General features: G+C 61.6%; 26 protein-coding genes. 15 read left to right on the top strand and 11 right to left on the bottom strand.

Features of this window, described 5'->3' with window-relative positions; all coding sequences use genetic code 11:
• Positions 1-12 precede the first annotated feature (12 nt).
• Complete coding sequence (locus tag I6E52_RS08465; RefSeq protein WP_197156332.1) at positions 13-1,398, top strand: dihydrolipoamide acetyltransferase family protein; 1,386 nt, start codon at positions 13-15, stop codon at positions 1,396-1,398.
• A gap of 48 nt (positions 1,399-1,446) precedes the next feature.
• A complete protein-coding gene (locus I6E52_RS08460) occupies positions 1,447-2,574 on the top strand; it encodes an AI-2E family transporter (protein WP_197156330.1) in 1,128 nt (375 codons plus the stop codon).
• A 17-nt stretch (positions 2,575-2,591) separates the two neighbouring features.
• Here I6E52_RS08460 and I6E52_RS08455 read toward each other — a convergent pair whose 3' ends face one another.
• Together I6E52_RS08455 and I6E52_RS08450 are read right to left on the bottom strand one after the other, a co-directional pair.
• The gene (locus I6E52_RS08455; RefSeq protein WP_197156328.1) at positions 2,592-3,848 is read right to left on the bottom strand and encodes an FAD-binding protein; all 1,257 of its coding nucleotides are present in this window, start codon (positions 3,846-3,848) and stop codon (positions 2,592-2,594) included.
• Between the two features lie 49 nt (positions 3,849-3,897).
• Complete coding sequence (locus I6E52_RS08450; protein WP_197156326.1) at positions 3,898-4,314, bottom strand: DUF6326 family protein; 417 nt, start codon at positions 4,312-4,314, stop codon at positions 3,898-3,900.
• An 82-nt stretch (positions 4,315-4,396) separates the two neighbouring features.
• On the opposite strand from I6E52_RS08450, the gene I6E52_RS08445 reads away from it, so the two are divergent.
• The 10 genes from I6E52_RS08445 to I6E52_RS08400 all read left to right on the top strand — a co-directional run bounded on the left by I6E52_RS08445 (position 4,397) and on the right by I6E52_RS08400 (position 11,626).
• On the top strand, positions 4,397-5,053 hold the full coding sequence (locus tag I6E52_RS08445) for a TetR/AcrR family transcriptional regulator (RefSeq protein ID WP_197156324.1): 657 nt from the start codon (positions 4,397-4,399) through the stop codon (positions 5,051-5,053).
• A gap of 99 nt (positions 5,054-5,152) precedes the next feature.
• On the top strand, positions 5,153-6,130 hold the full coding sequence (locus I6E52_RS08440; protein ID WP_197156322.1) for a metal ABC transporter solute-binding protein, Zn/Mn family: 978 nt from the start codon (positions 5,153-5,155) through the stop codon (positions 6,128-6,130).
• Positions 6,102-6,980: a metal ABC transporter ATP-binding protein gene (locus I6E52_RS08435; RefSeq protein ID WP_197156314.1), complete on the top strand. Its 879-nt coding sequence runs from the start codon at positions 6,102-6,104 to the stop codon at positions 6,978-6,980. The genes I6E52_RS08440 and I6E52_RS08435 overlap by 29 nt, the downstream gene beginning before the upstream one ends.
• Positions 6,977-7,885 (top strand): metal ABC transporter permease, encoded by a 909-nt coding sequence (locus tag I6E52_RS08430; RefSeq protein ID WP_197156312.1) that lies wholly within the window; start codon positions 6,977-6,979, stop codon positions 7,883-7,885. The genes I6E52_RS08435 and I6E52_RS08430 overlap by 4 nt, the downstream gene beginning before the upstream one ends.
• 14 nt (positions 7,886-7,899) lie before the next feature.
• Positions 7,900-8,283, top strand: coding sequence for a Fur family transcriptional regulator (locus tag I6E52_RS08425; RefSeq protein ID WP_197156310.1), 384 nt, complete (start codon positions 7,900-7,902; stop codon positions 8,281-8,283).
• Positions 8,284-8,444: 161 nt separating this feature from the next.
• On the top strand, positions 8,445-8,681 hold the full coding sequence (gene rpmB, locus I6E52_RS08420; protein WP_129072582.1) for a 50S ribosomal protein L28: 237 nt from the start codon (positions 8,445-8,447) through the stop codon (positions 8,679-8,681).
• Positions 8,681-8,848: a 50S ribosomal protein L33 gene (gene rpmG / locus I6E52_RS08415; protein ID WP_009773536.1), complete on the top strand. Its 168-nt coding sequence runs from the start codon at positions 8,681-8,683 to the stop codon at positions 8,846-8,848. The genes rpmB and rpmG overlap by 1 nt, the downstream gene beginning before the upstream one ends.
• A gap of 2 nt (positions 8,849-8,850) precedes the next feature.
• Positions 8,851-9,156, top strand: a complete 306-nt coding sequence (gene rpsN, locus I6E52_RS08410; protein WP_197106841.1) for a 30S ribosomal protein S14 — start codon at positions 8,851-8,853, stop codon at positions 9,154-9,156.
• A 72-nt stretch (positions 9,157-9,228) separates the two neighbouring features.
• Positions 9,229-9,519 (top strand): HU family DNA-binding protein, encoded by a 291-nt coding sequence (locus I6E52_RS08405; protein ID WP_100387826.1) that lies wholly within the window; start codon positions 9,229-9,231, stop codon positions 9,517-9,519.
• Between the two features lie 145 nt (positions 9,520-9,664).
• Positions 9,665-11,626 (top strand): cytochrome c oxidase assembly protein, encoded by a 1,962-nt coding sequence (locus tag I6E52_RS08400; protein ID WP_307842453.1) that lies wholly within the window; start codon positions 9,665-9,667, stop codon positions 11,624-11,626.
• 50 nt (positions 11,627-11,676) lie between these two features.
• Here I6E52_RS08400 and thrC read toward each other — a convergent pair whose 3' ends face one another.
• Both thrC and I6E52_RS08390 read right to left on the bottom strand, forming a co-directional pair.
• On the bottom strand, positions 11,677-13,110 hold the full coding sequence (gene thrC / locus I6E52_RS08395) for a threonine synthase (RefSeq protein WP_197156308.1): 1,434 nt from the start codon (positions 13,108-13,110) through the stop codon (positions 11,677-11,679).
• Positions 13,111-13,161: 51 nt separating this feature from the next.
• Entirely contained in the window at positions 13,162-14,202 is a 1,041-nt protein-coding gene (locus tag I6E52_RS08390) for a hypothetical protein (RefSeq protein WP_197156306.1), read from the bottom strand.
• Between the two features lie 95 nt (positions 14,203-14,297).
• Between I6E52_RS08390 and I6E52_RS08385 the strand changes: the two genes are divergently transcribed.
• Complete coding sequence (locus tag I6E52_RS08385) at positions 14,298-15,596, top strand: ATP-dependent RecD-like DNA helicase (RefSeq protein WP_197106838.1); 1,299 nt, start codon at positions 14,298-14,300, stop codon at positions 15,594-15,596.
• A 29-nt stretch (positions 15,597-15,625) separates the two neighbouring features.
• Here the strand turns inward: I6E52_RS08385 and I6E52_RS08380 are convergent, their stop codons facing one another.
• The 7 genes from I6E52_RS08380 to I6E52_RS08350 form a co-directional block, all read right to left on the bottom strand.
• Complete coding sequence (locus tag I6E52_RS08380) at positions 15,626-16,522, bottom strand: carbohydrate ABC transporter permease (protein WP_231601801.1); 897 nt, start codon at positions 16,520-16,522, stop codon at positions 15,626-15,628.
• Positions 16,519-17,400: a carbohydrate ABC transporter permease gene (locus I6E52_RS08375; RefSeq protein WP_197156304.1), complete on the bottom strand. Its 882-nt coding sequence runs from the start codon at positions 17,398-17,400 to the stop codon at positions 16,519-16,521. Before I6E52_RS08375 ends, I6E52_RS08380 begins: the two co-directional genes overlap by 4 nt.
• 84 nt (positions 17,401-17,484) lie before the next feature.
• On the bottom strand, positions 17,485-18,753 hold the full coding sequence (locus tag I6E52_RS08370) for an ABC transporter substrate-binding protein (RefSeq protein ID WP_197156302.1): 1,269 nt from the start codon (positions 18,751-18,753) through the stop codon (positions 17,485-17,487).
• 2 nt (positions 18,754-18,755) lie between these two features.
• Positions 18,756-20,168, bottom strand: a complete 1,413-nt coding sequence (locus tag I6E52_RS08365; protein WP_197156292.1) for a protein O-GlcNAcase — start codon at positions 20,166-20,168, stop codon at positions 18,756-18,758.
• The gene (locus I6E52_RS08360) at positions 20,165-20,923 is read right to left on the bottom strand and encodes a sugar isomerase domain-containing protein (protein ID WP_197156290.1); all 759 of its coding nucleotides are present in this window, start codon (positions 20,921-20,923) and stop codon (positions 20,165-20,167) included. Before I6E52_RS08360 ends, I6E52_RS08365 begins: the two co-directional genes overlap by 4 nt.
• Entirely contained in the window at positions 20,920-21,843 is a 924-nt protein-coding gene (locus I6E52_RS08355; RefSeq protein WP_197156288.1) for an N-acetylglucosamine kinase, read from the bottom strand. Before I6E52_RS08355 ends, I6E52_RS08360 begins: the two co-directional genes overlap by 4 nt.
• On the bottom strand, positions 21,843-22,583 hold the full coding sequence (locus I6E52_RS08350; protein ID WP_307842452.1) for a GntR family transcriptional regulator: 741 nt from the start codon (positions 22,581-22,583) through the stop codon (positions 21,843-21,845). Before I6E52_RS08350 ends, I6E52_RS08355 begins: the two co-directional genes overlap by 1 nt.
• Before the next feature lie 209 nt (positions 22,584-22,792).
• On the opposite strand from I6E52_RS08350, the gene I6E52_RS08345 reads away from it, so the two are divergent.
• Together I6E52_RS08345 and I6E52_RS08340 are read left to right on the top strand one after the other, a co-directional pair.
• Positions 22,793-23,386, top strand: coding sequence for an N-acetyltransferase (locus tag I6E52_RS08345; RefSeq protein ID WP_197156286.1), 594 nt, complete (start codon positions 22,793-22,795; stop codon positions 23,384-23,386).
• Entirely contained in the window at positions 23,383-24,396 is a 1,014-nt protein-coding gene (locus I6E52_RS08340) for a Gfo/Idh/MocA family protein (RefSeq protein WP_197156284.1), read from the top strand. Before I6E52_RS08345 ends, I6E52_RS08340 begins: the two co-directional genes overlap by 4 nt.
• Positions 24,397-24,467: the final 71 nt, after the last annotated feature.

Here is a 24,467-nt window from a genome sequence, read left to right as displayed (position 1 = left end):
AAGGAGGCCCCCGTGGCCGTATCTGAATTTCCTCTCCCCGATGTGGGCGAGGGGCTAACTGAAGCCGAGATCGTCTCCTGGAAGGTTGCGCCTGGCGACGAAATCGTCGTGAACCAGGTTCTGGTGGAGATCGAGACGGCTAAGTCGCTCGTCGAACTCCCCTCGCCTTTTGCCGGCACCGTGCAGAAGCTGCTGGTCGAGGAGGGTTCGACTGTTGAGGTTGGCACTCCGATCATCAGCGTGCAGTCCGTTGGCGGCTCAGTTGAGTTGACCGCACCCGGTTCCGGTGAAGACGAAAGCCACGGGATGATGTCCGACGTTGGTGCAGAAAGCAGTGCAGCGGATGACACTGCCGCTGCTGTCGCTGACACGGCATCCACCATCGCGAACGACGATGACAAGCCCGGGGCTGTGCTCGTGGGCTACGGCACTGCCGGTCACGTGAGCTCGCGTCGTCGCAAGGGTGGGCAGCCGGCGAAGGATGGCGCCGCCGCCGCAGCGAAGCCTCGCCCCGCATCCGTGCCCGCGTCATTCGCCAGCCCAATCATCGCGAAGCCGCCGATTCGCAAGCTAGCCAAAGACTTGGGTGTTGAACTCGCCGAGGTCGTCGCGACAGGGTTGGCCGGAGAAACCACGCGCGAAGACGTGATTCGTCATGCTTCGCAGGCGAGCGTCTTCCGCAACATCGAGACTCCCGAGTGGGGCGACGAGCGCGAAGAGCGCATTCCCGTGAAGGGCGTGCGTAAGGCCATCGCCAAGGCCATGGTGCACAGCGCGTTCACGGCGCCGCACGTGAGCGTCTTCACCGACGTGGATGCCACGCGAACCATGGAGTTCGTAAAGCGACTCAAGAACTCCACCGACTTTGCTGGTGTGCGCGTGAGCCCGCTGCTGATCATGGCCAAGGCCGTGAGCTGGGCTGTGCGCCGCAACCCGACGGTGAACTCAAGCTGGACCGACAAAGAGATCATCGTTCACCACTACGTGAACTTGGGCATCGCAGCAGCAACGCCTCGCGGACTCATCGTTCCGAACGTTAAAGACGTTCAAGAATTGAGCCTGCTCGAGCTCGCGAAATCCCTCGAACAGCTCACCATCACCGCGCGTGATGGCAAGACGCAGCCCGCTGAAATGTCGAACGGCACGATCACGATCACCAACATCGGTTCGTATGGCATGGACACCGGCACGCCCATCATCAACCCGGGCGAGGCCGCCATTGTGGCTCTGGGTTCGATCAAGCAGAAGCCGTGGGTTGTCGACGGCGAAGTGCGGGCCCGCTACGTTACGACGGTCAGTGCAAGCTTCGACCACCGCATTGTTGACGGGGATGTTGCGAGCCGTTTCGTGGCCGACCTCGCGAGTGTGCTCGAAGAGCCTGCGCTTCTGCTTGACTAGTTCGTGCGGCTCTACCGATTTCGGTTCAACGGTAGGTAATGTGGCCGCATGGCCTTGAAGAAGAAATCGTCTGCCGCTCAAGCGGTATCCAGTTCCCAGCGTCTGGGACTGCGCGAATTATGGACCGACCGCTTGGGTTCTTGGTCGATCCGGTCTCTGCAGGTGTTGTTGCTGCTGACGCTGATCTCGGTGACGGTTTTCGCGCTCACGCAGCTCAAGCTTGTGGTCATTCCGGTTCTTATCGCGTTGATTCTTGCCGCGGCGGCTAGCCCGCTGGTGGTGTGGATGCGCCGCCACGGTGTCGGTCGTGCGCTGTCGGCGTGGATCGCCTTGCTCGGCGGCATCATCGTGCTTGGCGGATTAATCACCGCGATCGTGTTCGCTGTTCAGGATCAGTGGTCCGACTTGTCTGACTCGGCCGTTGAGGGGTTCGAGCAACTCAAGAGCTTCGCGCTCGACGGACCGTTCCCGATTGATCAGGACGCCCTCGATGAGGCGTGGAACGCGGTTGTCGATTTCGTCACGAGTGCGACCTTCGGCCTTGGTGCGATCCAGGGAGTATCGGCAGCAGCTCAAGTCGTGACCGGAATCCTGCTTGGTGCGGTGATCCTGTTCTTCTTCCTCAAGGACGGCGACCAGATTTGGGAGTTCTTCCTTCGCCCGATGACCGGCGAGCGTCGTGATCGTGGGCACCGCATCGGCCACACAGCGGTTCGTACGCTCGGTGGTTACGTTCGCGGAACCGCGACGGTCGCTGCTGTTGACGCGTTTGGTATCGGCATCGGACTGCTGATTTTGCAGGTGCCGCTCGCGCTGCCACTCGCTGTGATCGTCTTTCTTGGTGCCTTCATCCCGCTCGTGGGAGCCACCGTCGCGGGCATCTTGGCCGCCGTTGTCGCTCTGGTCACGAATGGCTGGGTCGTTGCGTTGATTGTTCTGGGAATCGTTGTGCTCGTGAACCAGTTGGAGGGCAACTTCCTTCAGCCCGTCGTGATGGCGCAGTCCTTGAGCATCCACCCGCTCGTCATTTTGGTGGCCTTGACCGCCGGAACGATCCTCGGCGGCATCGTGGGAGCGGTACTCGCTGTACCGATCGCTGCGGTCGGCTGGTCAATTCTCAAGACGTGGAACGAAAACGGAGAGAAGCCAGCTCCTGCTGGCAAGAAGCTGAAGTAAAAACTGCGAGCTCTGAGCTAGCGGGATCCCAGTTTCTGTTCGAGGAACGTGTTCCAGAACTTTCCCTCGGGGTCATACTCGCGCTGAAGGGCGCGAAAATCGTCGACGCGCGGAAAGCGCTCGTGCACAACTTCGGCGCCAAAGTGGAAGAGCTTTCCCCAGTGTTGCCGCGGAGCGTAGGGTGCGAGAGCTTCCTCGATCACGGGGAGCAGCGCCTCGACTTCTGCCGGATGTTTGGCCCAGGTGAAGCCGATGCAGAGAACATCGCGCTCGTAGGCGGGGCTCATCCACAGTGAGTCAGCGGCGGCGGTGCGGATTTCGGAGATCAGCAGGTGGGGTGAAATTTGGTCGCCCAAGGTTCGAAGCACTTCTAGGGCGGCGACTCCATGTTCCCGAGCAACGTAGTACTCGCTTTGGAGCTCATCGCCGCCATTCGAAGGTTGTCCGTCGAGCCGAAAGTGCGGCATCCGCTCTGACCACGGGCCGGGAACGCTTGCGCGCTGGTTCACGTTTTCGGGCGCAAGCTCTTCGGAGTCGTCGTACCAGACACCACCGAACAGGGTGGATGCCACTTCAGGTTCCATCCCGTCGGCCAGACGGGTTTTCAGCCAAATCTGCATGACGGTGGGGCTCGCGAAGTCGGCGAGAAGACTCACGCTGTAGGCGCTGGCCATCACCTCGTCGAGTTGCTCGAGCACGGTTTCCCAGCGCGCGAAACGGTAGACGTCTTGGCGTACTTGATAGCTCGGCTCGATGTCGAGGGTCACGCGGGTGATGATTCCGAAAGCGCCGAGCCCGACGGCGATGGCAGGCAGGTGCTCGCTGGAGCGGTCAACGTGCACGAGGGAGCCATCCGCGGTGACTAACTCCACGGCCGCGATGGCGGTGGAGAGGATGCCGTTGTGATCGCCGGAACCGTGAGTGCCGGTGGCGGTGGCGCCCGCTACCGAAATGTGCGGCAGCGAGCCGGTGTTATGGAGAGCGAAACCGTGCTTTTCGAGTTCGTTGATCAGGATGCCGAAGCTGGTGCCGCCGGCGACGCTGACGGTCATGGTTGCCGGGTCGATCTGGATAGCCGGATCAAGTTCGGCGAGCGATATCAGCGCGCCGGGGGTATCCGCAATGTCGGTGAAGGAATGTCTGGTGCCGAGTGCGCGCACGCGGGGCCACTTGGCTACACGCTCTTGGACTTCAGCAACCGTGGTCGGGTGCAGGATTGTCTCTGCTCCGTAGGTGAAGTTGCCCGCCCAGTTTGTGGTGGTGGTGGTTGACATGGCAGTCCAGTCCTTTCGGCGGCCGGAGCTCCCCAGCCGCAGGGCAGCGTTAGCTTCGTTTCGGCACTGCCCACTTCACCGAAAGCGTCACGATGGTGGCGAGAAGGGCCAGCTCGACCCCGCTTGCAAGCACATAGTATCCCCACTCGCCGATAGCAGCCCCGACGATTGTCAGGGCAAAGACGGGTGCCACGATGAGGTTAGTGAGGCGGTTTGAGCGGTGGGGTAGCAGTACGCTCAGCGCGATCATCAGTGTCGGGATCATCACGTAAATCACGATGCCCAGCATGAAGGGTTGGCCGATGTCGAATACGAAAACCCGCCCGGCCTCAACCTGTTCGCGATAGTCGGGGCGGTAGAAGCCGAAGATGTCGACAAAGGCCACAAGCACCATTGTTGCGGTCCAGAGAGCGGCGAGCCGGATGCGGGTGTCGAGTGGTGGGAGGGGTGCTGCGGCTGTGCTCATGGCGGGAACCTTTCGGGATTCGTTGGTGTGGTGATGAAAGCGAGCATAGCCTTACGCCTGTAAGGGGCGCAACAATAGGGTGATGAGCGCACGAGGAACGTTGAGCAAGGAGCGAATTGTCGCCGCCGCGGCCGCGGTAGCGGATCGGGACGGTCTCGCAGGAGTGAGCATGCGAACCGTCGGGGCGGAACTGCGCGTGCAAGCGATGTCGCTGTACCACCACGTTGCGAACAAGGAGACTCTGCTCGACGAGCTTGCAGAATGGGCGTTTTCTCAAATCGAACTCCCCACGATCGAAGCTCCATGGCGAGAGCAAATGGTGCTGAGGGCCGAGTCCGCCCGACGCGTTCTTCGAGCGCATCCGTGGGCTCTGGGGATGCTCGAATCTCGACCGATCCCGGGGCCAGCATTGCTGCGTCACCACGATCGGGTGATGGGTTGCCTCCTGACCCACGGCTTTTCGGCAGCGCTCGCTACCCACGCCTTCTCGACAATCGACGCCTTCGTGTACGGCTTCGTGCTGACCGAAGCTGGCCTTCCGTTCGCCGCGGGAGACGGGGCTGAGGAGGAGTTCGCCTCCGACGTTGCGCCCTCACCCGAGGAGTATCCGTACCTCACGCGAGCGCTCGCGGAATTGTTCGGTGACAGCGGCTATGCGTTCGAGAGTGAGTTCACTCATGGACTCAATCTCATCCTGGATGGTCTCCAGTTGCAGCTCGCTGGTGGCGCGGCGCTCTAGGCGGCTCGCCGCCGAGTGGTGACGATCACGTTCCTCATGTACTCTATTGATAACGAATCTCATTACCACGACTGGCTTCGGCCTTAGAAGGACACCTTGATGTCTCGCTTCACCACTTTTCAACCCCGCGCCCTCACCGCAGGCGCCGTTCTCGCTGTTTCTGCCCTCGCCCTTGCCGGGTGCACGGCGGACGCCCCGGTTGAGGAGGATGGCACGATCGCCGTCGTCGCCTCCACCATCGTTTACGGCGATCTTGTCTCTACCCTCGGCGGCGACGCCGTGACGGTCACGAGCCTCATCGACAGCGCAGCGCAAGACCCCCACAGCTATGAAGCCTCAGCGCGCGACCAGCTCGCCGTCTCTGAGGCAGAACTCGTGATCGTGAACGGCGGCGGCTACGACCCCTTCGCCGAAGCGCTCTACGAAGCCGCCGGAGCGGGCGCCATTCTTGTAACCGCCGTTGACGAGTCAGGCCTTCTCGATGACGAAGACCACGCCGACGAAGAAACCGACGACGACCACAGCACGGATGACGGCCACGATCACATCGAGGGCTTCAACGAGCACGTGTGGTACAGCTTCCACGCCATGGAGCACATCGCCGAGCACATCACTGAGGAGCTGACTTCGCTCAGCCCCGACGACGCCGACATGTTTGACACCAACCTTGCCGGTTACCTCTCTGACCTTGCGGATCTTGAAGCCCAGGCTGACACGATCGCTGAAACTGCGGAGGGCCGGGGTGTAGCTATTACTGAACCCGTCGCCGTCTACCTGCTTCAAGCGGTTGGCCTGCACAACGACACTCCGAGTGACTTCACCGAGGCGATTGAGGAGGGTACCGACGTGCCCCCGTCGGCGCTGCTCGAGGTGCTTGCACTGGTAGAAGATGACCACGTCGCACTCTTGGCCTACAACGATCAGACCTCGAGCCCCGAAACGGAACGTGTGCGTGAAGCCGCCGTTGAGGCGGGACTTCCGGTGGTGTCGTTCACCGAGACGCTGCCCGAGGGGTCAGACTATGTCGAATGGATGACGTCAAACCTCGATGCTCTCGCGGAGGCCCTTGCTTCATGAGCAGGGTGACCGCGTGACGGGCGCCACAGCAGAGCCCATAAGCGGCACTGCGCCTGCAACACCCGTGCTGAGCATCCGTGATGGGGTGCTCGGCTTTGGGTCGCGCATTCTCTGGTCGGGTCTCAATCTCGATGTTGCGCCCGGCGAATTTGTGGCGGTGCTTGGCTCGAATGGCTCCGGTAAGTCGAGTTTGCTGAAGACGATTCTGGGGCAGCAGAAGCTGGACTCGGGCACAATTTCGGTGAACGGGCATCCGGTCCGCCGCGGAGATCGCTGCATTGGCTACATCCCGCAGCAGAAGCTGGCAGCCCCTGGCACTCCTCTGCGTGGTCGCGATCTCGTGACGCTCGGGGTGAACGGCCACCGCTTTGGGGTGCCAACGCTCCCCCACAGCGTGCGTGTTCGCGTCGACGAACTGATCGCGGACGTCGGTGCGACCGACTATGCGGGCCAACCCCTCGGTTCGTTGTCTGGCGGCGAGCAGCAACGGTTGCGCGTTGCCCAATCACTCGCGGCCGACCCGGTTTTGCTTCTCTGCGATGAGCCGCTGCTCAGCCTTGACCTGCAGCACCAGCGTGGTGTCTCTGAGCTGATCGACCGTCGTCGCCGCGAGCACAACACCGCGGTCATTTTTGTGACCCACGACGTGAACCCGGTGCTGGGCATGGTCGACCGCATCCTGTATTTGGCTGGCGGAAAATTCATGATTGGTACGCCAGATGAGGTGCTGCGCAGCGAAGTTCTCACGGAGCTCTACGGCACTCCCGTCGAAGTTGTGCGTGTGGCCGGCCGCGTAATCGTGGCCGGCATACCTCAGGGCGATCACCACCACGAGGAGGAGATCGCGTGACATTCGCAGATTTCTGGGCCCAAGTCGTCAATTTCAGCGACTATGGCGCACTGCTCAACCTCGTGCGTTTTTCGCTCATCGCAGCAGCAGTTCTTGGCATCGCAGGCGGGCTCATTGGCGTCTTTGTGATGCAGCGCGACATGGCGTTTGCCGTGCACGGCATCAGTGAGCTCTCTTTTGCCGGTGCTGCGGCTGCACTTCTTTTTGGCGCCAATGTGGTGGCCGGTTCGATCGTCGGCTCGCTCGTTGCGGCGATTCTGATCGGGATGCTCGGGGCGAAGGCTCGCGATCGAAACTCGATCATTGGCGTGCTCATGCCGTTTGGTATGGGTTTGGGCATCCTGTTTCTGGCGCTCTACACCGGACGCAGTGCAAACAAGTTCGGGCTCCTCACCGGCCAGATTATTTCGGTCGACAGCGAGCAACTCGGCCTGCTGATCGTGATCAGCGTCGTTGTGCTCGCGGCCCTGTTTGTTGTGTGGCGCCCGCTCACCTTCGACAGCCTCGACCCGGAAGTGGCTGCCGCCCGCGGCGTTCCTTCTCGGATGCTCTCGCTCGGCTTCATGGTGCTCCTGGGACTCATGGTTGCCGTAGCGGTACAAATCATCGGCGCACTACTCGTGATGGCGTTGCTCGTGACGCCGGCGGCAGCCGCGATGCAGGTTTCGTCATCGCCACGCCTGGTTCCGGTGCTCAGCATGATCTTCGGCTTCGTCTCGGCCACCGGTGGTGTCCTCTTGGCAATCGGCGGCTCGCTGCCCATCAGCCCGTACATCACGACGATTTCGTTCCTGATTTACCTAGTCTGCCGGGTGATAGGCGCGCGCCGCGCGCGTGGGGGTCGCCGCAGTGTGGGCCGCGCATCCGGAGCTGAACTGATCACAGCTACCCCGGCGGGGAAATAGTTAGAGTGGTGACTATGAAGCGCAACACCTGGCAGCGAGAAGCAGTGCGGGATGCTCTGACTCAGTCAGAGGGTTTCGTGAGCGCCCAATCGCTCCACGGTGCGCTGCGCGACGCCGGCAGCTCGATTGGCCTCGCCACTGTCTATCGGGCACTGGCGGACCTCGCGGGAGCTGGCGACGCTGATTCGCTGCAGCAAGACGGCGAGAGCCTATTTCGGGCCTGCACTCCCGACTCGCACCACCACCATTTGATCTGCCGCGAGTGCGGAACAACTGTGGAAATCAAGGCGGATGCCGTCGAACAGTGGGCCAAGAATGTGGCCGCAGAACACGGCTTTACTGACCCGCACCACATTGTTGACGTTTTCGGGTTGTGCCCAGCGTGCTCTAGCACGTAACATATACCGTTGATCGAGCGGTATCTTCCGCTCTCGCAGACACATCCCACCCTGATTGAATTCGTGCCAAAACGCGGGTTTGAGAAGAATGCAGTGTGTGTGCCGACAAGTGATCTTGGGTAAGGCTTTGTCCTTACGGTAACTAGAACAGGAGTATCACCATGGCAGCAACCTGCCAAGTGACCGGCGCCATTCCCGGCTTCGGACACGCAATCTCGCACTCGCACCGTCGCACCAAGCGTCGTTTCGACCCGAACATCCAGAAGAAGACGTACTACGTACCGTCGCTTCGCCGCAACGTAACTCTTCAGCTGTCCGCAAAGGGCATCAAGGTAATTGACGCTCGTGGCATCGAATCCGTTGTCAAGGACCTCCTTGCACGTGGGGAGAAAATCTAATGGCAAAGGCACAGGACGTACGTCCGATCATCAAGCTCCGTTCAACTGCTGGAACGGGCTACACCTATGTGACGCGCAAGAACCGTCGCAACAACCCCGACCGCCTCGTACTCAAGAAGTACGACCCGGTGGTTCGCAAGCACGTTGAATTCCGCGAGGAGCGCTAAACATGGCTAAGAAGAGCAAGATTGCAAAGAACGAACAGCGCAAAGTTATCGTTGCGCGTTACGCCGAGCGTCGTCTCGAGCTGAAGAAGGCTCTCGTCGACCCCGCCGGAACTGACGAGTCACGCGAGGCTGCACGCCTCGGACTTCAGAAGCTCCCCCGCGATGCTTCGCCGATCCGCGTACGCGGTCGCGACGCCATTGACGGACGTCCCCGTGGATACCTCAAGCAGTTCGGTGTTTCCCGTGTTCGCTTCCGTGAAATGGCTCACCGGGGCGAGTTGCCCGGAATTACCAAGTCAAGCTGGTAGATTCCAAGCGGTTCCGACGTTTTCTAACGTTTCGGAACAACTAACTGCACTACGTCCGAGGAGGACCACCTTATGGCTGACAAGTCGCTAAACCGTACTGAATTCGTAGCGGCGGTTGCCGCAGAGTCTGGCCAGAGCCAGGCTGCCGTTTCCGGCGTCGTTGACGCATTCTTCTCCGTACTCTCGAAGTCGGTCGGCGAAGGAACCAAGGTTTCGATCCCCGGATGGATGGCTGCAGAGCGTACCTTCCGCGAGGCTCGCACCGGCCGTAACCCGCAGACGGGTGAAGCTATCGAGATCAAGGCCAGCCACGGCGTAAAGCTCAGCGCAGGCAGCAAGCTCAAGGCAGCAGCCAAGGGCTAAGTAGCAACTTTGAAAGGGCGACATCCTCCGGGATGTCGCCCTTTTTGTTTTCTGGGTGCGATTCCCCTCGCTTCCGGAGCTGCGGCCGCTGGCGCGGGCGGCTGGACCGGGCGAACTCCCGAATAAGCGCGAGTACTCTTGAGGGGTGCTAAGAATCAGCCGGATCGCCGGACCCGCCCTGCTGATCCTTGTTGCAGCCATTGCGGTTGTTGCTGGCCTCCAGTTCGGTGGCGGTGCTGCGGTTCCGATTCTTCTTGACCCGGGCGCTGTCGTGCGCTGGGGACTGCCCATCGCGAAGCTCTTCGTGAACCTTGGGCTTGCGGCGACCATCGGCGGGCTCATGATCGCTGTCTTCGCGATGAGTCCGAAGCGCGACGAATTCAACATCACTCTCGACTTTGCGGCCGCAGGCGCCGCAGTGTGGGCTGTGGCATCCGCCATCACGGGGTTTTTCACCTTTCTGGCGGTGCGCAACCAGCCCATCGACCTCTCCAGCGCCTTTGGTGACGTTCTCGCAAGCTTTCTGACCTCGACCGAACTAGGTCAAGCCTGGCTTGCCACAGTGCTTATAGCGGCCGTTGTGACCGTTCTCTGCTTCGCCGTGCGCAATATGACCGCCCTCGTCTTTGTGTTGGTGCTCTCCGTTGCAGGGCTCATACCGATGGCGCTTCAAGGCCACAGCGGCGGAACCGCCGACCACGATGCCGCCACCAGCGCCATATTTCTCCACCTCGTCTTTGCCGCCCTCTGGCTCGGCGGGTTGCTCGCGATCGCCATCGCCCGCCCTGCCCTCACTAAAGACCGACTGAGTATCGTGCTGCGCCGCTACTCGACCATCGCGCTCGTGAGCTTCATCGTGGTGGCAGCCTCCGGCTATGTGAGCGCAGAAATTCGCGTCGAGAACTTGGCGAACCTGCTCTCGCCCTACGGCATCCTCGTGCTCGTCAAAGTCTTTGCCCTCATTGTCTTGGGTCTCTTCGGCGCCGTGTACCGCAACTACGCAATCGGGCGCCTCGAAGCCAGCCCTCGCAAGCAGCGCGGATGGTTCTGGTGGATTGTCAGTGCTGAGTTGGCCTTCATGGGTCTCGCATCGGGCGCAGCTGCCGCCCTGGCGACGACGCCCACGCCTGTTCCCGAGATCGTGGCCGCTGATTTGCCCGACTCCTCCCCCGCTGCCTACCTCACCGGTTCACCGCTGCCCCCCACCGTGACCGCAAGCAACCTGTTCACCCTGTGGAGCTTCGACCTCATCTGGGTGCTGATCTGCGCGTTCGCGATCTTCTTCTACCTCGCCGGCGTCTGGCGCCTCCACAAGCGCGGCGACTCCTGGCCGATCTACCGCACCGTGTTCTGGGTGCTCGGGATGCTGCTGCTGTTCTACATCACCAACGGTGGCGTGAACGTGTACGAGGGCTACCTGTTCTCGATGCACATGCTCGGGCACATGACCCTCGGCATGATGATCCCGGTGCTGCTCGTGCCCGGTGCGCCCGTGACGCTCGCGATGCGCGCGATCGCCAAACGCACTGACGGCAGCCGCGGAGCCCGTGAGTGGATTCTGCGGATCGTGCACTCACGGTATCTGGCCGTGATCGGGCATCCGGTTGTTGCGGCGATCATCTTCGTTGTTTCGCTCTGGGTCTTCTACTACACGCCGCTGTTCCGGTGGGCTTCCACCGACCACGTCGGGCACGAATGGATGATCATCCACTTCTTGGCCTCCGGCTACCTGTTCGTGCAGTCGCTTATCGGAATCGACCCGTCGCCGCACCGCACGGCATACCCCATCCGGCTACTCATCTTGCTCGCCACTATGGCGTTCCACGCCTTCTTTGGCTTGGGCCTCATGACGGGAACCGGTCTGCTGCTGGCTGACTGGTACGGCGCCATGGGCTGGGATAACGGCGTGACAGCGCTCGAAGACCAACGCATCGGTGGTGGCATCGCGTGGAGTGTTGGCGAGATCCCGACCATCGCGCTCGCCATCGCCGTGGCCATCATGTGGTCACGCAGCGATCGACGGGCATCCGTGCGCTACGACCGCAAGGCCGACCGCGACGGAGATGCCGAGCTCGACGCCTACAACGAGATGCTCGCTAAGCGCTAAGCGCTAAGCGCTTCGGGCGCATGCTTGCGCGGCAGCGCGAGGCTTGCCGACTAGGAGCGTGCGTGGAGGGCGTGCTCCGCGATGTAGGCGCGCAATTCGTTCGGATCCGCGGGCATATCAATCTGGTGCTGCGGAAGCTCGAGCATCTCGCGGTAGGCCTCGTCGGTGGTGGGAATGCGGCCGAGCGCCTCAGCGATGACGTCGGGGAACTTTGCCGGCTTTGCCGTTTCCAAGACCAGCATCGGAATACCGGGCTCAATGTGGGCATGGGCGACAGTGACACCGTCGGCGGTGTGCGGATCGAGCAGCACCTGCGTGCTCTCGAAGACTGACCGGATCGTGTTGACACGATCCTGGTGAGTGCTCGTGCCGCTGACGATTCCGAACTCTTCTAGGAAGCGTGGCTGCTCTGTGGTGAGGTCTACGAAACCGTCGGCGCCGAGTTGCTGCCAGAGGCCACGAAGGCGTTCCGCATCGCTGCCGAGCAGGTCGAAGAGAAAACGCTCGAGGTTGGATGCTTTAGAAACATCCATAGACGGGCTGGACGTGGCGAGCGTATTTGCTGCGTTACGAGGGCGGTAGATACCAGTCCTGAAGAACTCGTCGAGGACATTGTTTTCGTTTGTCGCTACGACGAGCTTTCGAATGGGCAGGCCCATCGTTCGCGCGTAGTGACCCGAAAGCACGTTGCCGAAATTGCCGGACGGTACTGAAAAAGAGACCTCAAAGTCGGCCCGGTCGTGCGCGTCTACGGCATCGGTCACGCGCAGCCATGACCAGAAGTAGTAGACGATCTGCGCAGAGATTCGCCCAAAGTTGATGGAGTTCATAGCGCCCAAATTGTGCGCCTGCTTGAAGGCAGCATCGCTCGAGAGCTCCTTGACGAGCTCTTGGCAATCGTCAAAAACACCGTCGACCACGAGGTTGTGGATGTTCGGCTCCTGCAGCGAATACATCTGCGCTCGTTGAAACTCGCTCATGCGGCCGCGGGGCGACAGCATGAAGGCGCTGAGTCGTTCTCTGCCGCGGATCGCGTACTCGGCGGCGGAACCGGTGTCACCGGAGGTAGCGCCCAGAATGTTGAGGACGCCGTTAGATTTTTCGAGAGCGAAATCCAGCGCTTCGCCAAGAAACTGCATGGCGATGTCTTTGAAGGCGAGTGTCGGGCCTTCGGACAAACCGACAAGCGTCAGACCGTTGCCGAGATCGCTGACAGGAACAATCTCGCTCGTAGAAAACTTGGCCGGGTCGTACGCGGCGCGGCAAATGCGCGCGAGGTCGTCTTCTGCAATGTCGTTCGCGAACAGTGAGATGACCGCCGTCGCGAGTTCGGCAAAGTTCAGATCGCGCCACGACTCGAGCAGGGCTGAATCGACCTGCGGGAGTGGCCCGGGGACCGCCAACCCGCCGTCGCTCGCAAGACCTTCGAGGATGACATCGGTGTACGAGCCGAGGGCGTGGCCTCGCGTAGAGGTGTACTGCAATCGGTCCTACCTTTCGTGACGCTGAGGCACCAGTTTATCGGCTGGGGAAGACTAGTACTGCGGGGTGATGAGCAACTGGTCGTCCGGCAAGAACGTAACGAGGTAACTCGCGGTGAAATCTACGTCTTCATCGAAGCTCGAAACGGAGCCATCGAAAATGGAACGGACATCGACCTTGAGGTGCGCTGCGGCATCCGTCTCTGGCATAAGCCAGCTTCCTGTCTCAGAACCAGGCACGAGCGAAACCTCGGGATAGCTCGCCATGCTCCACTCCGGAGTGGTGACGATGCGGTTGGCCATGGGCTGGCCAAACGGACAGCCGGTCGGCAGCAGCACAACCTGAGTGGCGCATCCATCGAGGTAGTCGTTTACTTGGCGTTGCACCTGGGAAACCATGGTTTGGTTCGCGACGGGCTCAAGCCGCGCACGGATAGTGCCGCCGGGTTCGGTGGCAGCCACGGTTATTGGCTCGGCGGTGAGGAACGTGGAGGAGTGGCTGATCTCGAAACTGCTGGGAGCCAACACCACGTAGGGCGCGGGAGTGTCTTGGGCGGGCGTGACAAATTCGGAGCCATTGGCGGTGAACTCTTGAGTATTCGAGACCGTGAGCCGCACGATAGTGAGCGGCGCGGTGACGAACTTCCAATCGGCGAACACGCCGAAACGAGTGCCATCGCGCTCCACCGTAAACGTGGTGTGAGAGGTTTCGCCGTCGAGTTCGAACACGAAGGTGACGGTTTCGGAGCCATCGTCGTTGATCTCCCGCGAGACGAGCGCAACATCTTCAATCGTGCTGAGCGCGGAGGGCCGCAACAGATCGTGCGAGCCAGCAAGCAGCATCGACCCAGCACCGGTCGTGTCAATGGGCGTCGCGCCCGAGCCATCGTCGGACGACGCACCGTGATCTTCGGCCAGTTCAATGTCCGCAATCTGCAGGGCGGATGCCATGTCATGGCGAGAGAGGGCGCCAAGATAACTGCGTACAAAGCCGCTCGCGCTAAACAGGGTCGCGTTCACAATCAGGACAGTCGTGACGAAGGCGACAACAATCAGCCCAAACACGATTGACCAGGTAACAAGCTCGCGACGCATTCACACATCCTAAACCGCTGAGGTGCGCCGGAGATGAACCACAGATTGTGGCGCGCGGGCACGAGACCAGCAAGGTGCGGCATTAGGGTGATTGGGTGTCCGAAATTACCCTGTCGCCCGAGCAAGCAGCGGTCTTTGCTGCCATCGAGACGACCCGGGAGAACCTCTTCGTTACGGGGCGGGCCGGCACGGGTAAATCCACGCTGCTCAATCACCTCGCGCACAACACATCGAAGCAAATTGTGATCTGTGCGCCCACCGGAGTTGCGGCGCTCAATGTGGGTGGGCAGACCATCCATTCGCTGTTCCGATTGCCCATCGGTGTCATTGCCGACCACGAGCTCGAACAGACTGATCAACTCCGCAAGCTGCTCAACACCATCGAGACCCTCGTGATTGATGAAGTGTCGATGGTCAATGCTGACCTTCTCGACGCGATCGATCGCAGTCTGCGGCAGGCTCGTCAGCGCAAGAAAGAGCCCTTCGGCGGGGTGCAGGTCGTCTTGTTCGGTGATCCGTATCAACTGGCCCCGGTTCCGGGCGACCCGGATGAGCGGGCCTACTTCGAAGACCGTTACGAGTCGATCTGGTTCTTTGACGCTCTCGTGTGGCAACAGACTGACCTCACGATTTACGAACTCACGAGCATCCATCGCCAGCATGAGGATGAGTTCAAATACATGCTCAATGCCGTGCGTCACAACGGCGTCACTGCTGAAATCGCAGGACGCCTCAATGCGGTGGGCGCGCGCCCCGCACCCAACGACGGCACGATTACGCTCGCAACCACGAACAGCACCGTCACGCGCATCAACGCGACAGCGCTCGCGCGACTCCCCGGTCGAGTGCTGACGGCGAAAGCCGAAATTTCGGGAGAGTTCGGCGGTCGCGCCTACCCCGCCGATGAATCCCTTGAGCTCAAGGTGGGCGCACAAGTGATGTTTTTGCGCAACGACACTCAAGAGGGCGGCACTCAGCGCTGGGTCAATGGCAGCGTCGGCACTGTCGTCAAGATTGCTGACACCGTGTGGGTCGAGATCGACGGGCGCGATTACGAAGTGAAGCCCGTCGCGTGGGAGAAGTTCAAATACTCGTACTCGGCGCGCACGAAAGCGCTTCGCAAAGATGTCGTGGCCGAGTTCACGCAGTTTCCGCTGCGGCTCGCCTGGGCGGTCACGATTCACAAATCACAGGGCAAGACCTACGACAGCGCGATAGTGGATCTCGGGCCACGCTCTTTCGCTCCCGGCCAGACCTACGTTGCCCTCAGTCGCATCAGCAGGCTTGAAGGGCTCTACCTGACTCGGCCTCTGCGCCCGAGTGACATCATCGTTGATGAAAACGTCGTGCGGTTCATGTCGCGGGCCCAGCCCATCCCAGCTATTCAGGCCTGACTCCCCCGGGCTCGCGTGAGCTGCTGGAGCTACTTCACGCTACCGGCCGTGATGCCTTCCACGATCTGCTTGTTGAAGACGATGTAGATCACGATCATGGGCAGCGTCACGATCGAGAGCGCTGAAAACAGCAGGCCGTAGTCAGTTACATACCGGCTGGAGAATGCAAGGAGTCCGGTGGGGATGGTCTTGAGCGCATCATCCTGAATGTAGAGCAGGGCGAGCAAGAACTCGTTCCAGCTCGAGAGCGCGGAGAAGATTGCGACGGTAGCGAGTCCGGGCCGCAGCAGCGGCAGCGCGATCGAGCCGAAGATGCGCAGGTCGCTGGCGCCATCGATGCGGGCGGCCTCGAAGAGTTCGTCGGGCACGGCATCCAAATAGACCTTGAGCAGGTAGACCGCCAGGGGCAGCCCCATCGCGGTATACGGGATGATCAAGGCCCAGCGGGTGTCGGTGATGGCCAGCTGAGTGAACATCGTGGACTGTGCGATGAAGTAGGACTGCAGCGGAAGCAGAAGGCCCAAAGCCAGTAACCCCATAAACAGGTTACGACCGCGAAAACGGTAGCGGCTGAACGAGAAAGCAGCGGCAGCGCCGAGCAGAAGGATGGCGAGCACCGACGCTCCGGTGACGATCACGCTGTTCAGGGCGTACTGGCCGATGTGGCCGACCTCGAACGCTTCCACCCAGCGGCCGAAGTCGATCTCGGTCGGGAGAGCGAAGGGCGTTGCAAAAATCGCCGAGTTGGTCTTGAAGCTCGAGAACACCATCCAGAGCATCGGAAAGAAGAACACGACGGCGATGACGATGAGCGCCGCGGTGAAGAGCACATCGGCGATCCGCAAGGGAGTGCGCCGGCCGGCGTGATGCTTCGCGGTGTGCGTACGGGCTGAATCGAATTGCTTGTTGCTGGCGTCGATACTCATGAGCGCACCTCCTCAGGCTTCTCGCGATTAACTCTCGTGAAGATCAGCCCGAGCCCTACTACGACCACGGTGAGCACGACAGCCATCGCGGATCCGTAACCAACATTCTGGAAAGTGAATACAGACTTTACGAGATAGGTGGTGGGGATCTCGGTGGCACCGTAGGGCCCACCATTGGTCATGACATAGAAGAGGTCGAAGCCTTGGAAGCCACCGGTGATGCAGAGCAAGAGCGCGACTGTGATCGCGTTGCGGATCATCGGAACCTTGATGCGGCGAAACAGCTGCCATTCGCCAGCACCATCGAGGCGGGCTGCCTCAATGACTTCGGTGGGCACTTGATTGAAAGCCGCATAGAAGATGGTCATGTAGAAACCGGCATATACCCAGCCGGAGACCACGCTCACCGCGATCAGCGCGGTGGAGGTGTCGCCGAGCCACACCCGTTGGAGGTCTTCTAGGCCCAAGGTCTGCAGGGCGGCATTGAGGAGACCGAAGTCGTTGTTGTAGACGAATGCCCACAGCACCGCCACGACGACCATCGGGAGCATCACCGGGGTGAAGATAGCGACCCGAAACCAAAGAGAGCCGCGGCGGCGTACGCTCACGAGACCCGCGAGCACCAGGCCGACGACAACCTCAAGCACGATCGTGATCGCGATGTAGATGAGAACGTGCACGAAAGAATCGCGAAACAGAACATCCTGGGCGGCCTTGACGTAATTGTCGATGCCGACAAAAACCATGGCGCCGTAGCCGTTCCACTCCGTGAAGCTGTAGGCAAAAGTCATGATGACCGGGAACAGCACGGCGAAGCCGAAAACCGCCATGGCGGGCACCAAGAACAGATACGGGGTGACCGTACGGTTCGGCTTCATGGAGCGATCCTTCGAAAGGAGCGCTGGTCGTCCGCCTTCGGGTGGCGGACGACCAGCGCGGTCGGCTAGCTAACGGGGAGGGTGTTAGCCAAGCTTTTGATCGATGCCGGCAACGGCATCCGCGGGCGAACTCTGGCCACCCAAAACCTCAGCGAGAGCCGCGTAGAGCGCATTGGCGGTCTCGAGGTCGTAGCCGTTGTCGGGCGGCAGCACGATCGCGGGAGCGGTCTCAAGCAGAGACGTGAGCGATGCGGTGCGCGAATCGATGTCTTCACCCGACGCGGCCGACAGGGTCATCGGAGTGAGCTCGGCACCGATGAACTGCTGAACGTTCTCGTCGCTGTTGAGCAGGGCCAAGAACTCGGCGGCCTCATCCTGCTTGGTGCTCTTGGCGTTGACGACGTACCCGGTGACAACACCGATGACGCTCTCTTGGTTGCCTTCGCCGGGCATAGCCGGGAGGTTCACGTAGTCGAAGTTAAGGTCAGGCGCCTCATCGATCGCCCAGCTCACGAGCCACGAACCAATCGCGTGCATTGCGGCCTTGCCCTGGAAGAAGAGTTGAGCACCCTCGTTGTCATCGACGGCGTTGACGCTCTCGTTGACGCAGTTGTGGTCGGCAAGCTCTTCAACATAGCCGAAGGCTTCAATCCACTCGGGAGTGTTGAAGTCGGTGTCACCCGCAAGCGCCGAGCTATAAGCCTCTTCGCCCACAACGCGGGAGGTCAGGTGGGCGAGCCAGTTACCCGCAGCCCACAGGTCCTTGTTGCCCGAGGCGATCGGGATGATTCCCTCGGCGTTGAGCGCGTCACAGGTGTCGAGCAGTTCCGCCCAGGTGGTGGGAGGCGTGAGTCCGGCATCCGCAAAGATGTCTTCGTTGTACCAGAGCACGTTGGTGACATCGGCGGAGTGAGGCACCATCACGACGGCGCCATCGACGGTGAGCGAGGTGAAGACTTCGTCATCGAAGAGACCAGCAATGGGACCGGATGTCACGGCTTCCGTGAGATCGGCAGCAAATCCGTCAGCGGCACGCTGTTCCAGTCGCGCTCCCGCCCATTCAAAGTAGATGTCTGGAGCGTTGCGGCCGTTGAGCAGGTTGGGAAGCCCGATGGTTTGGTACAGATCGTCGTCTTGGTAGTTCATTTCGACAGTGACGTCGGGGTTGGCGGCTTCGTACTGTGCCGCTACGTCGTCCCAGACGCGGATCTGAGCTTCACCAGGGGAACCCATGGCGATGCGGAGCACGTTGTCGTCGGAGCTTCCGCCGTCGGCTGAACAACCGGTAAGGATCAGTGCTGTGGCGCTGAGGGCAGCGACAGCAGCGAGAGTCTTCTTTCTCGTGACGGGCATGATCATTCCTTTGCTGTAGGTGATGCAGTGTCGGGTGATGCAGTGCGGGGTGATGCAGGTGTTGCGGGTGGTGAGCCCCCGGCGGAAACGAGTTCTGCCAAAGTCATATCGAGCAGGTCGCCAAAGACGCGACGGCGGGCTGCGCGAAGGGTATCGAGATAGGGGAGAAGCCGGCTGGGGCCAGCGGTGGAGAGGCGACCGGCGGCGGCGAGCTCTGCGACTTCCACGAGTGCGCGCGCGCCCACGCGGAACGATTCAAGCCACGGCCGCACTTCGGCAATGAGCTGCGGGTTTGCCACGGGGCCGTCGAGCAACCGGTCTGCGGCACCGAGCATGGTGTGGGCAACTGCGAGCAGGTTGGCGGCAGCGGTGGCGGCATCACCGTATTCCGACTCAAAAGTGAAGCGCTCGAGGGCCTCGCCTAGTACCGGCGCATCGTCAGCCGAGAGGCACGAGGAACGAACCGTGTCAGCAAACAGACTGAAGTCGTCGAGGTTATCTTGGCCAACGACATCCAGTAGCGCTTGTTTCCAGCTGGCCTCGGGGTCGTAGTTCTCGGGGTCGCGCAGGTAGTCGGCGATAGTGGCGAAGGGAATCTTGGATGATTCGAAGAGCTCCATGCCATTAGCGATGATGCCCGTCGAAAAGCGGTGCAATTGCGGATCGCGACCTTGGTAGGGGCCGATGTGGAGCTCGTGGCCCATCGCGACATCGTTCACCGGATAGTTATCCCAGTAGGTCGCGGGGCGGCCGGTTGACCGGGCAAAGACGGCAGCGTCGGCAAGATCGAGAGTGGCGGAGCAAATGGCGCGGCCGGTCCAGAAGAGGTCGATGCGCGGATCAATGCCGCGCCCAAGGCGAGTGATGTAGTCCTCGTCGCCGTAGCCCCAGTACTGCGTGGGACACACCGTGAGGTGGGTGTCGGCGTCGAACTGCGAAAAGACATTCCCAATGAGCGATTGGTGGGCGGTGACGAGATCGGGAAATGCTGCCACGTCGGCCGGATGCTGGAGTCGGGCCGGGATGTCATCCAGTAGCAGTCCAAAGTTGGTGACGCCCAATTCGCGCACGGCGCTGAACTTCGCGAGCAGCATCTCGATGTCGTCGTTGCTCGAGTACTTCATGGTGAGCCCGGGGGAGAGGCAGTACATGAACGTCAGGTCGTTGTCGTCACAGCGTGTGATGAGTTCGGCCATGCGGGCGAGCTCGGTGCCAGCGTAGGGGGTGCGCCATTCGTGACGAACGAGCGGGTCATCTTTGGGCGAGTACACGAAGGTGTTCATGCCGCGGTTGCCGAGGAAGCTGATGAGGTCGAGGCGTTGTTCGTGGCTCCAGGGCGCGCCGTAGAACCCCTCGATGACGCCGCGAATGGCGAAAGCTGAGGAGTCGGAGATGGCTCGGGAGCGTGGAGTCATGGTGTGGTTATCGGGGTGGTGAATTTGAGGTTGCTGGCATCGCCGCTGGTGGTGTTGCTGCTCTCATAAATGTCGGGAGTGACTCCGGCACTAACAGAGAGCTGGATAGCTTCGGCCATGACGGCATTGAGAATGGCCGCTCCCACCACAGTAGAGGTGGCAGACACCCGGCTGCTCAGCCCGGCGATGTCAACGGCCGCGTCGCCGACCGCGCCACCGTTATCGATCACGACGGTGGCGAGTTCGTGCAGTCGCGGGAGCGTAGTCGCTCGGGCCTCGGGGGAGGTGGCGTGCGTCAGGCTCGTGAGGGCAATGACGGGGGTGCCATTGGCCACCACCTGCTGCACGAGTTCAGACGTGACGGCGTTGCTGCCGGAGTTGGATGCCACGATCAGCACGTCATTCGCGGCGATGGGGTGATCGCGCAGCAGCGCCGCGGCGAGCCCGGGCAGTCGTTCGAGGGAGGTGCTGAGCGGCGCACTCGTGTGCAACATGAGGCCCTCAAAGAGCAGCGGCTGAACGTTGACGAGGCCGCCGGCTCGGTAGTAGAGCTCTTCGGCGAGCATGTGGGAGTGGCCGGTGCCAAAAATGTGAACCGTGCGGCGGTTGATGAGCACGTCAGCAACGAGGCGGGATGCCGCCACAATGTTCGGACCTTCATCGGTGGTCAGTCGCTCGATGAGCTGCGTCGCGCGCGCCAAGTAGCGCGCAGCGGGTGACTGCACATCGAGAATCGGGGGGCTCGTGAGTGTCATGCGGGTGTTCCTTTTTTCCACACGTGGATGAGATCGCGATAGAGATTGTCGGTGTCGCCAGCGCCGAGCAGGAGCGAACCTTCGAGAGCTGACGCATCCGCGGGGCGGAACGACATGCCTTCGCTGGCGAGATGTTCAACGAGGCGGGCGAAGAGGAGAGTGTTCGGTCCTAGCAGTTTGCCGCCAAGAGCCAACGGGGCATCATCGCCCACCCACCGAACTCCGACACGAGCGGTGAGGAAGAGTTCGTAGGCCGCTTCGATCACAATGGCGTCGGCGGCGGCATCCCCCTCAGCGGCCGAAGCGAGCACGGCACGCGCGAACTGGGCGATGCGGTTGACCGGGCGGTGCGCACTATGGAGGCGTGCGGCAAGATTAGTGAGACCATCGAAGTGTTCTGCCGCTCGCGCCGTCAGGGCGGTGCTTGGTCCGCGCCCGTCACGTTCTTTGAGCACAGCAGAGATGCCGCGACTGCCGATCCAGAACCCGCCGCCGGCATCCCCCAAGAGATAGCCATCGCCGTCGACCGCATGGGATTCTCCTGTGGGGCGCACAGCGAGACAGGCAACGCCGGTGCCGGTGATGAGCGAGACGCCGGATTCGATGGAGAGTGCTCCGGCGTGGGAGGTGACGGTGTCATCTGCGATCCAGACCTCGCTGGCCCCGGTCGTTGCCGCGACAAGTTCAGCGAGACGGGTGGACGATGCAACATCCGCGGGGGACGTAGTGAGACCCATCACGACACGATCAACCGGCTCGAACTTGCCGTGTGCCCAGGCGCTCGCGACTGCGGCCGCAACCGTGCGCATCGTGTCGCCTTCAAGGCGGCTCACCCCATCGACTTCAACAGTGCCAGGCTGTGCGCTGCTTTTGAGGCGAATTCCGGACTGTCCGCCATCGACAGCGAGAACCCGAAGCATTAGCTGTTCCGGGATTGTTCGGCCGAGAACGCACCGCCTGAGACCTGAGCTGTGAGCTGGTACTTGTCGCCGCGATAGAAGCAATTGGCGATCATGATGATGTTTCCACGGGCATCAGAGTCGACCATTCGGATGCGCAGGCAGGCCTGATTCTCGGAGATGGTGAGCAGCTCGCGCACGCGCTCGTCGGGCAACACAGGCTCGATCGAAACATTGGCGGCACCGGGGGAGATGCGGTAGCGGCTGCTCAGCAGTTCGTAGAGGGAGCCGCCGAGGTCGCTACCGTTGATGCCGGGAACGAGGGCTTGGGGAATCCAGACAGTCTCAACCGCCATGGCTTCGCCACTGCCTAAACGCAGGCGCGTGAAGCTGACGACAGGATCGCCGGCAGAGATCTGCAATTGAGTGGAGATCGCGGCATCCGCGGGAGCCACCCGGTAAGCAAGGAGGCGGGCGCCCGGTTCGAGGCCACGGTCGCGCATATCTTGCGAGAACGAGGTGAGCCCGAGCAGGCGCACGAAGGGTTGCGGGGTCACGTAGGTGCCGGAACCGTGGCGTCGTTCAACGAGGCCTTCGGCGACGAGAGCGTCGACGGCGCGACGAATGGTCATGCGTGCGACACCCCAGCGGGCACTGAGATCGCGTTCGCTTGGCAGGCTCTTGCCCACCTCTGTCGACGCTACGAGTTCTCGCAAGCGTGCTCTCAGGGTGTGTCTGGTGGTTTCCTCGACAACGGTCACGCTCTCATTAGAGCCCATTTTCGCCACCCTGGTAAAGAGCCAATTAGACCACTCCGGGGTACATTTGCCCGAAATATGCTCGAAACATACAAGCAAATGAGCGAATTGCGCCCCAAAGTTCGCGGTCAACGCTGCTCTGTCTAGACCACTCCGTTGCCAACGCGAGACCGCGGAACTAGACCAGTTGACGCGGGCGATATGGTGAATCCATGAGTCACATTCGGCCTGCGGGTCTCTATGACCTCCCCGGCACCTACCGAGTCTGTCTTCAGACAGCGGATGCCGGGGCTGATGGGAGCGCGCTCTACGAGAATCCCGACCTCCTCGGCCACATCTACGTTGGCCCGTATCTGGTCGGTGCGCCCGATCTCGCGTTCGTGATCGCGGACGAACTCGGAGTCGCTGGCTATGTTCTTGGCGCCGCAGACACGCGCCAGTTTGAGGCGTGGCAAGAGCGTGAGTGGTGGCCGATATTGCGCGACCAGTACCCGTCGACGGCGGGTGATTCGCTCGACGACGAACTCATCTCGCACCTTCACACTCCGGTCACGGCGCCCGAGGCTGTTGTGGCCGACTATCCGGCCCACCTGCACATCGATCTTCTGCCGCGCGCTCAGGGGCAAGGCCTCGGGCGAACGATGCTCGAGACACTGTTCGAGGCGCTGCGCGCTCGCGGTGTGGGCGGCATCCATCTCGATGTGGGCGAAGACAACCACAACGCCATCGCGTTCTACCGCCACCTGGGTTTCACAGAGCTTGCTCGGGGCGCTGACTCGATTTACATGGGAATGGAACTGTCGTGATTCTGCCTGAATCGACTGCGACCCCGCTTCGTGGTGGGCCAATGTTGCGCTGGGGCGTTCTTGCTCCGGGCGGGATTGCCACGGACTGGGTTGCCGCCATGCATGCCAACACCGATCAGCGAGTGGTGGCCGTCGCGTCGCGTTCTGCTGACCGTGCCGCTGAGTTCGCTAGGAAGCACGGCATCGGGCGCAGCTATGGCAGCTATGAACAGCTAGTGGCCGACCCCGAGGTCGACATCATCTACGTTGCCGCGCCGAACGTTTTTCACCGACCGCTGGCGTTGCTTGCGATCTCAGCAGGCAAGCACGTGCTCATCGAAAAGCCGCTCGGCATTGATGCGGCGGATGCTCGCGTGATTGTGGATGCCGCCCGCGCCGCTGGCGTGTTCGCCATGGAAGCCATGTGGACGCGCTTCTTGCCGCAGACCACGATCATTGCGCAGCTCCTCGCCGAAGGTGAGCTCGGCGATCTGAAGGTTGTCACCGCCGACTTCGGGGCCAACTTTGGCGCACCCGCCGGCCAGCCCGTGTTCGACCCGGCCATGGGCGGTGGCTCGTTGCGCGACATCGGCATCTATCCCGTCTGGTTCTCTCGCTTCGCCCTCGGAACCCCGACTGCCGCGTTCGCTCGGGGACGGATGCTCGCCACGGGTGTTGACGGGCAGGCGGCCATGATCCTCGACCACGCCACCGGTGCCCAGGCCGTGTTGCACACGACCATGCAGTCCGACACACCCACGGAGGCCCGCATCAACGGCACCCGTGCTCGCGTTGAGGTGCGCACGCCGTTTTATGCGCCGAACGGGTTCGCGGTGGTGCGCGACGACGAACGCACCGAGTTCACCGACGGCACCGGACTCCGCGGCCGCGAAGGGCTGTCGTTCCAGACGACGGCGATTGCCCAACACATTGCGGATGGGCGCACCGAAGCTCCCGAGCATCCGCTGGATGTCTCACTAGAGATTCTGGAAACGCTCGACACGATGCGCGCCCAGATCGAGGCGGGCTAGCGGGCTCCCAGGGAGCGTGCGGGGGCTGAAAACCCCAAGCGGGCCATGCCGGTTCGGCGACACGGCCCACG

Origin of the sequence: Salinibacterium sp. NG253 (assembly GCF_015864945.1) — a bacterium.
In the GTDB taxonomy this organism is placed as follows: Bacteria; Actinomycetota; Actinomycetes; order Actinomycetales; family Microbacteriaceae; genus Rhodoglobus.
Note: the sequence above shows the minus strand (reverse complement) of the source record. Positions and strands in the feature narration are given on the sequence as shown.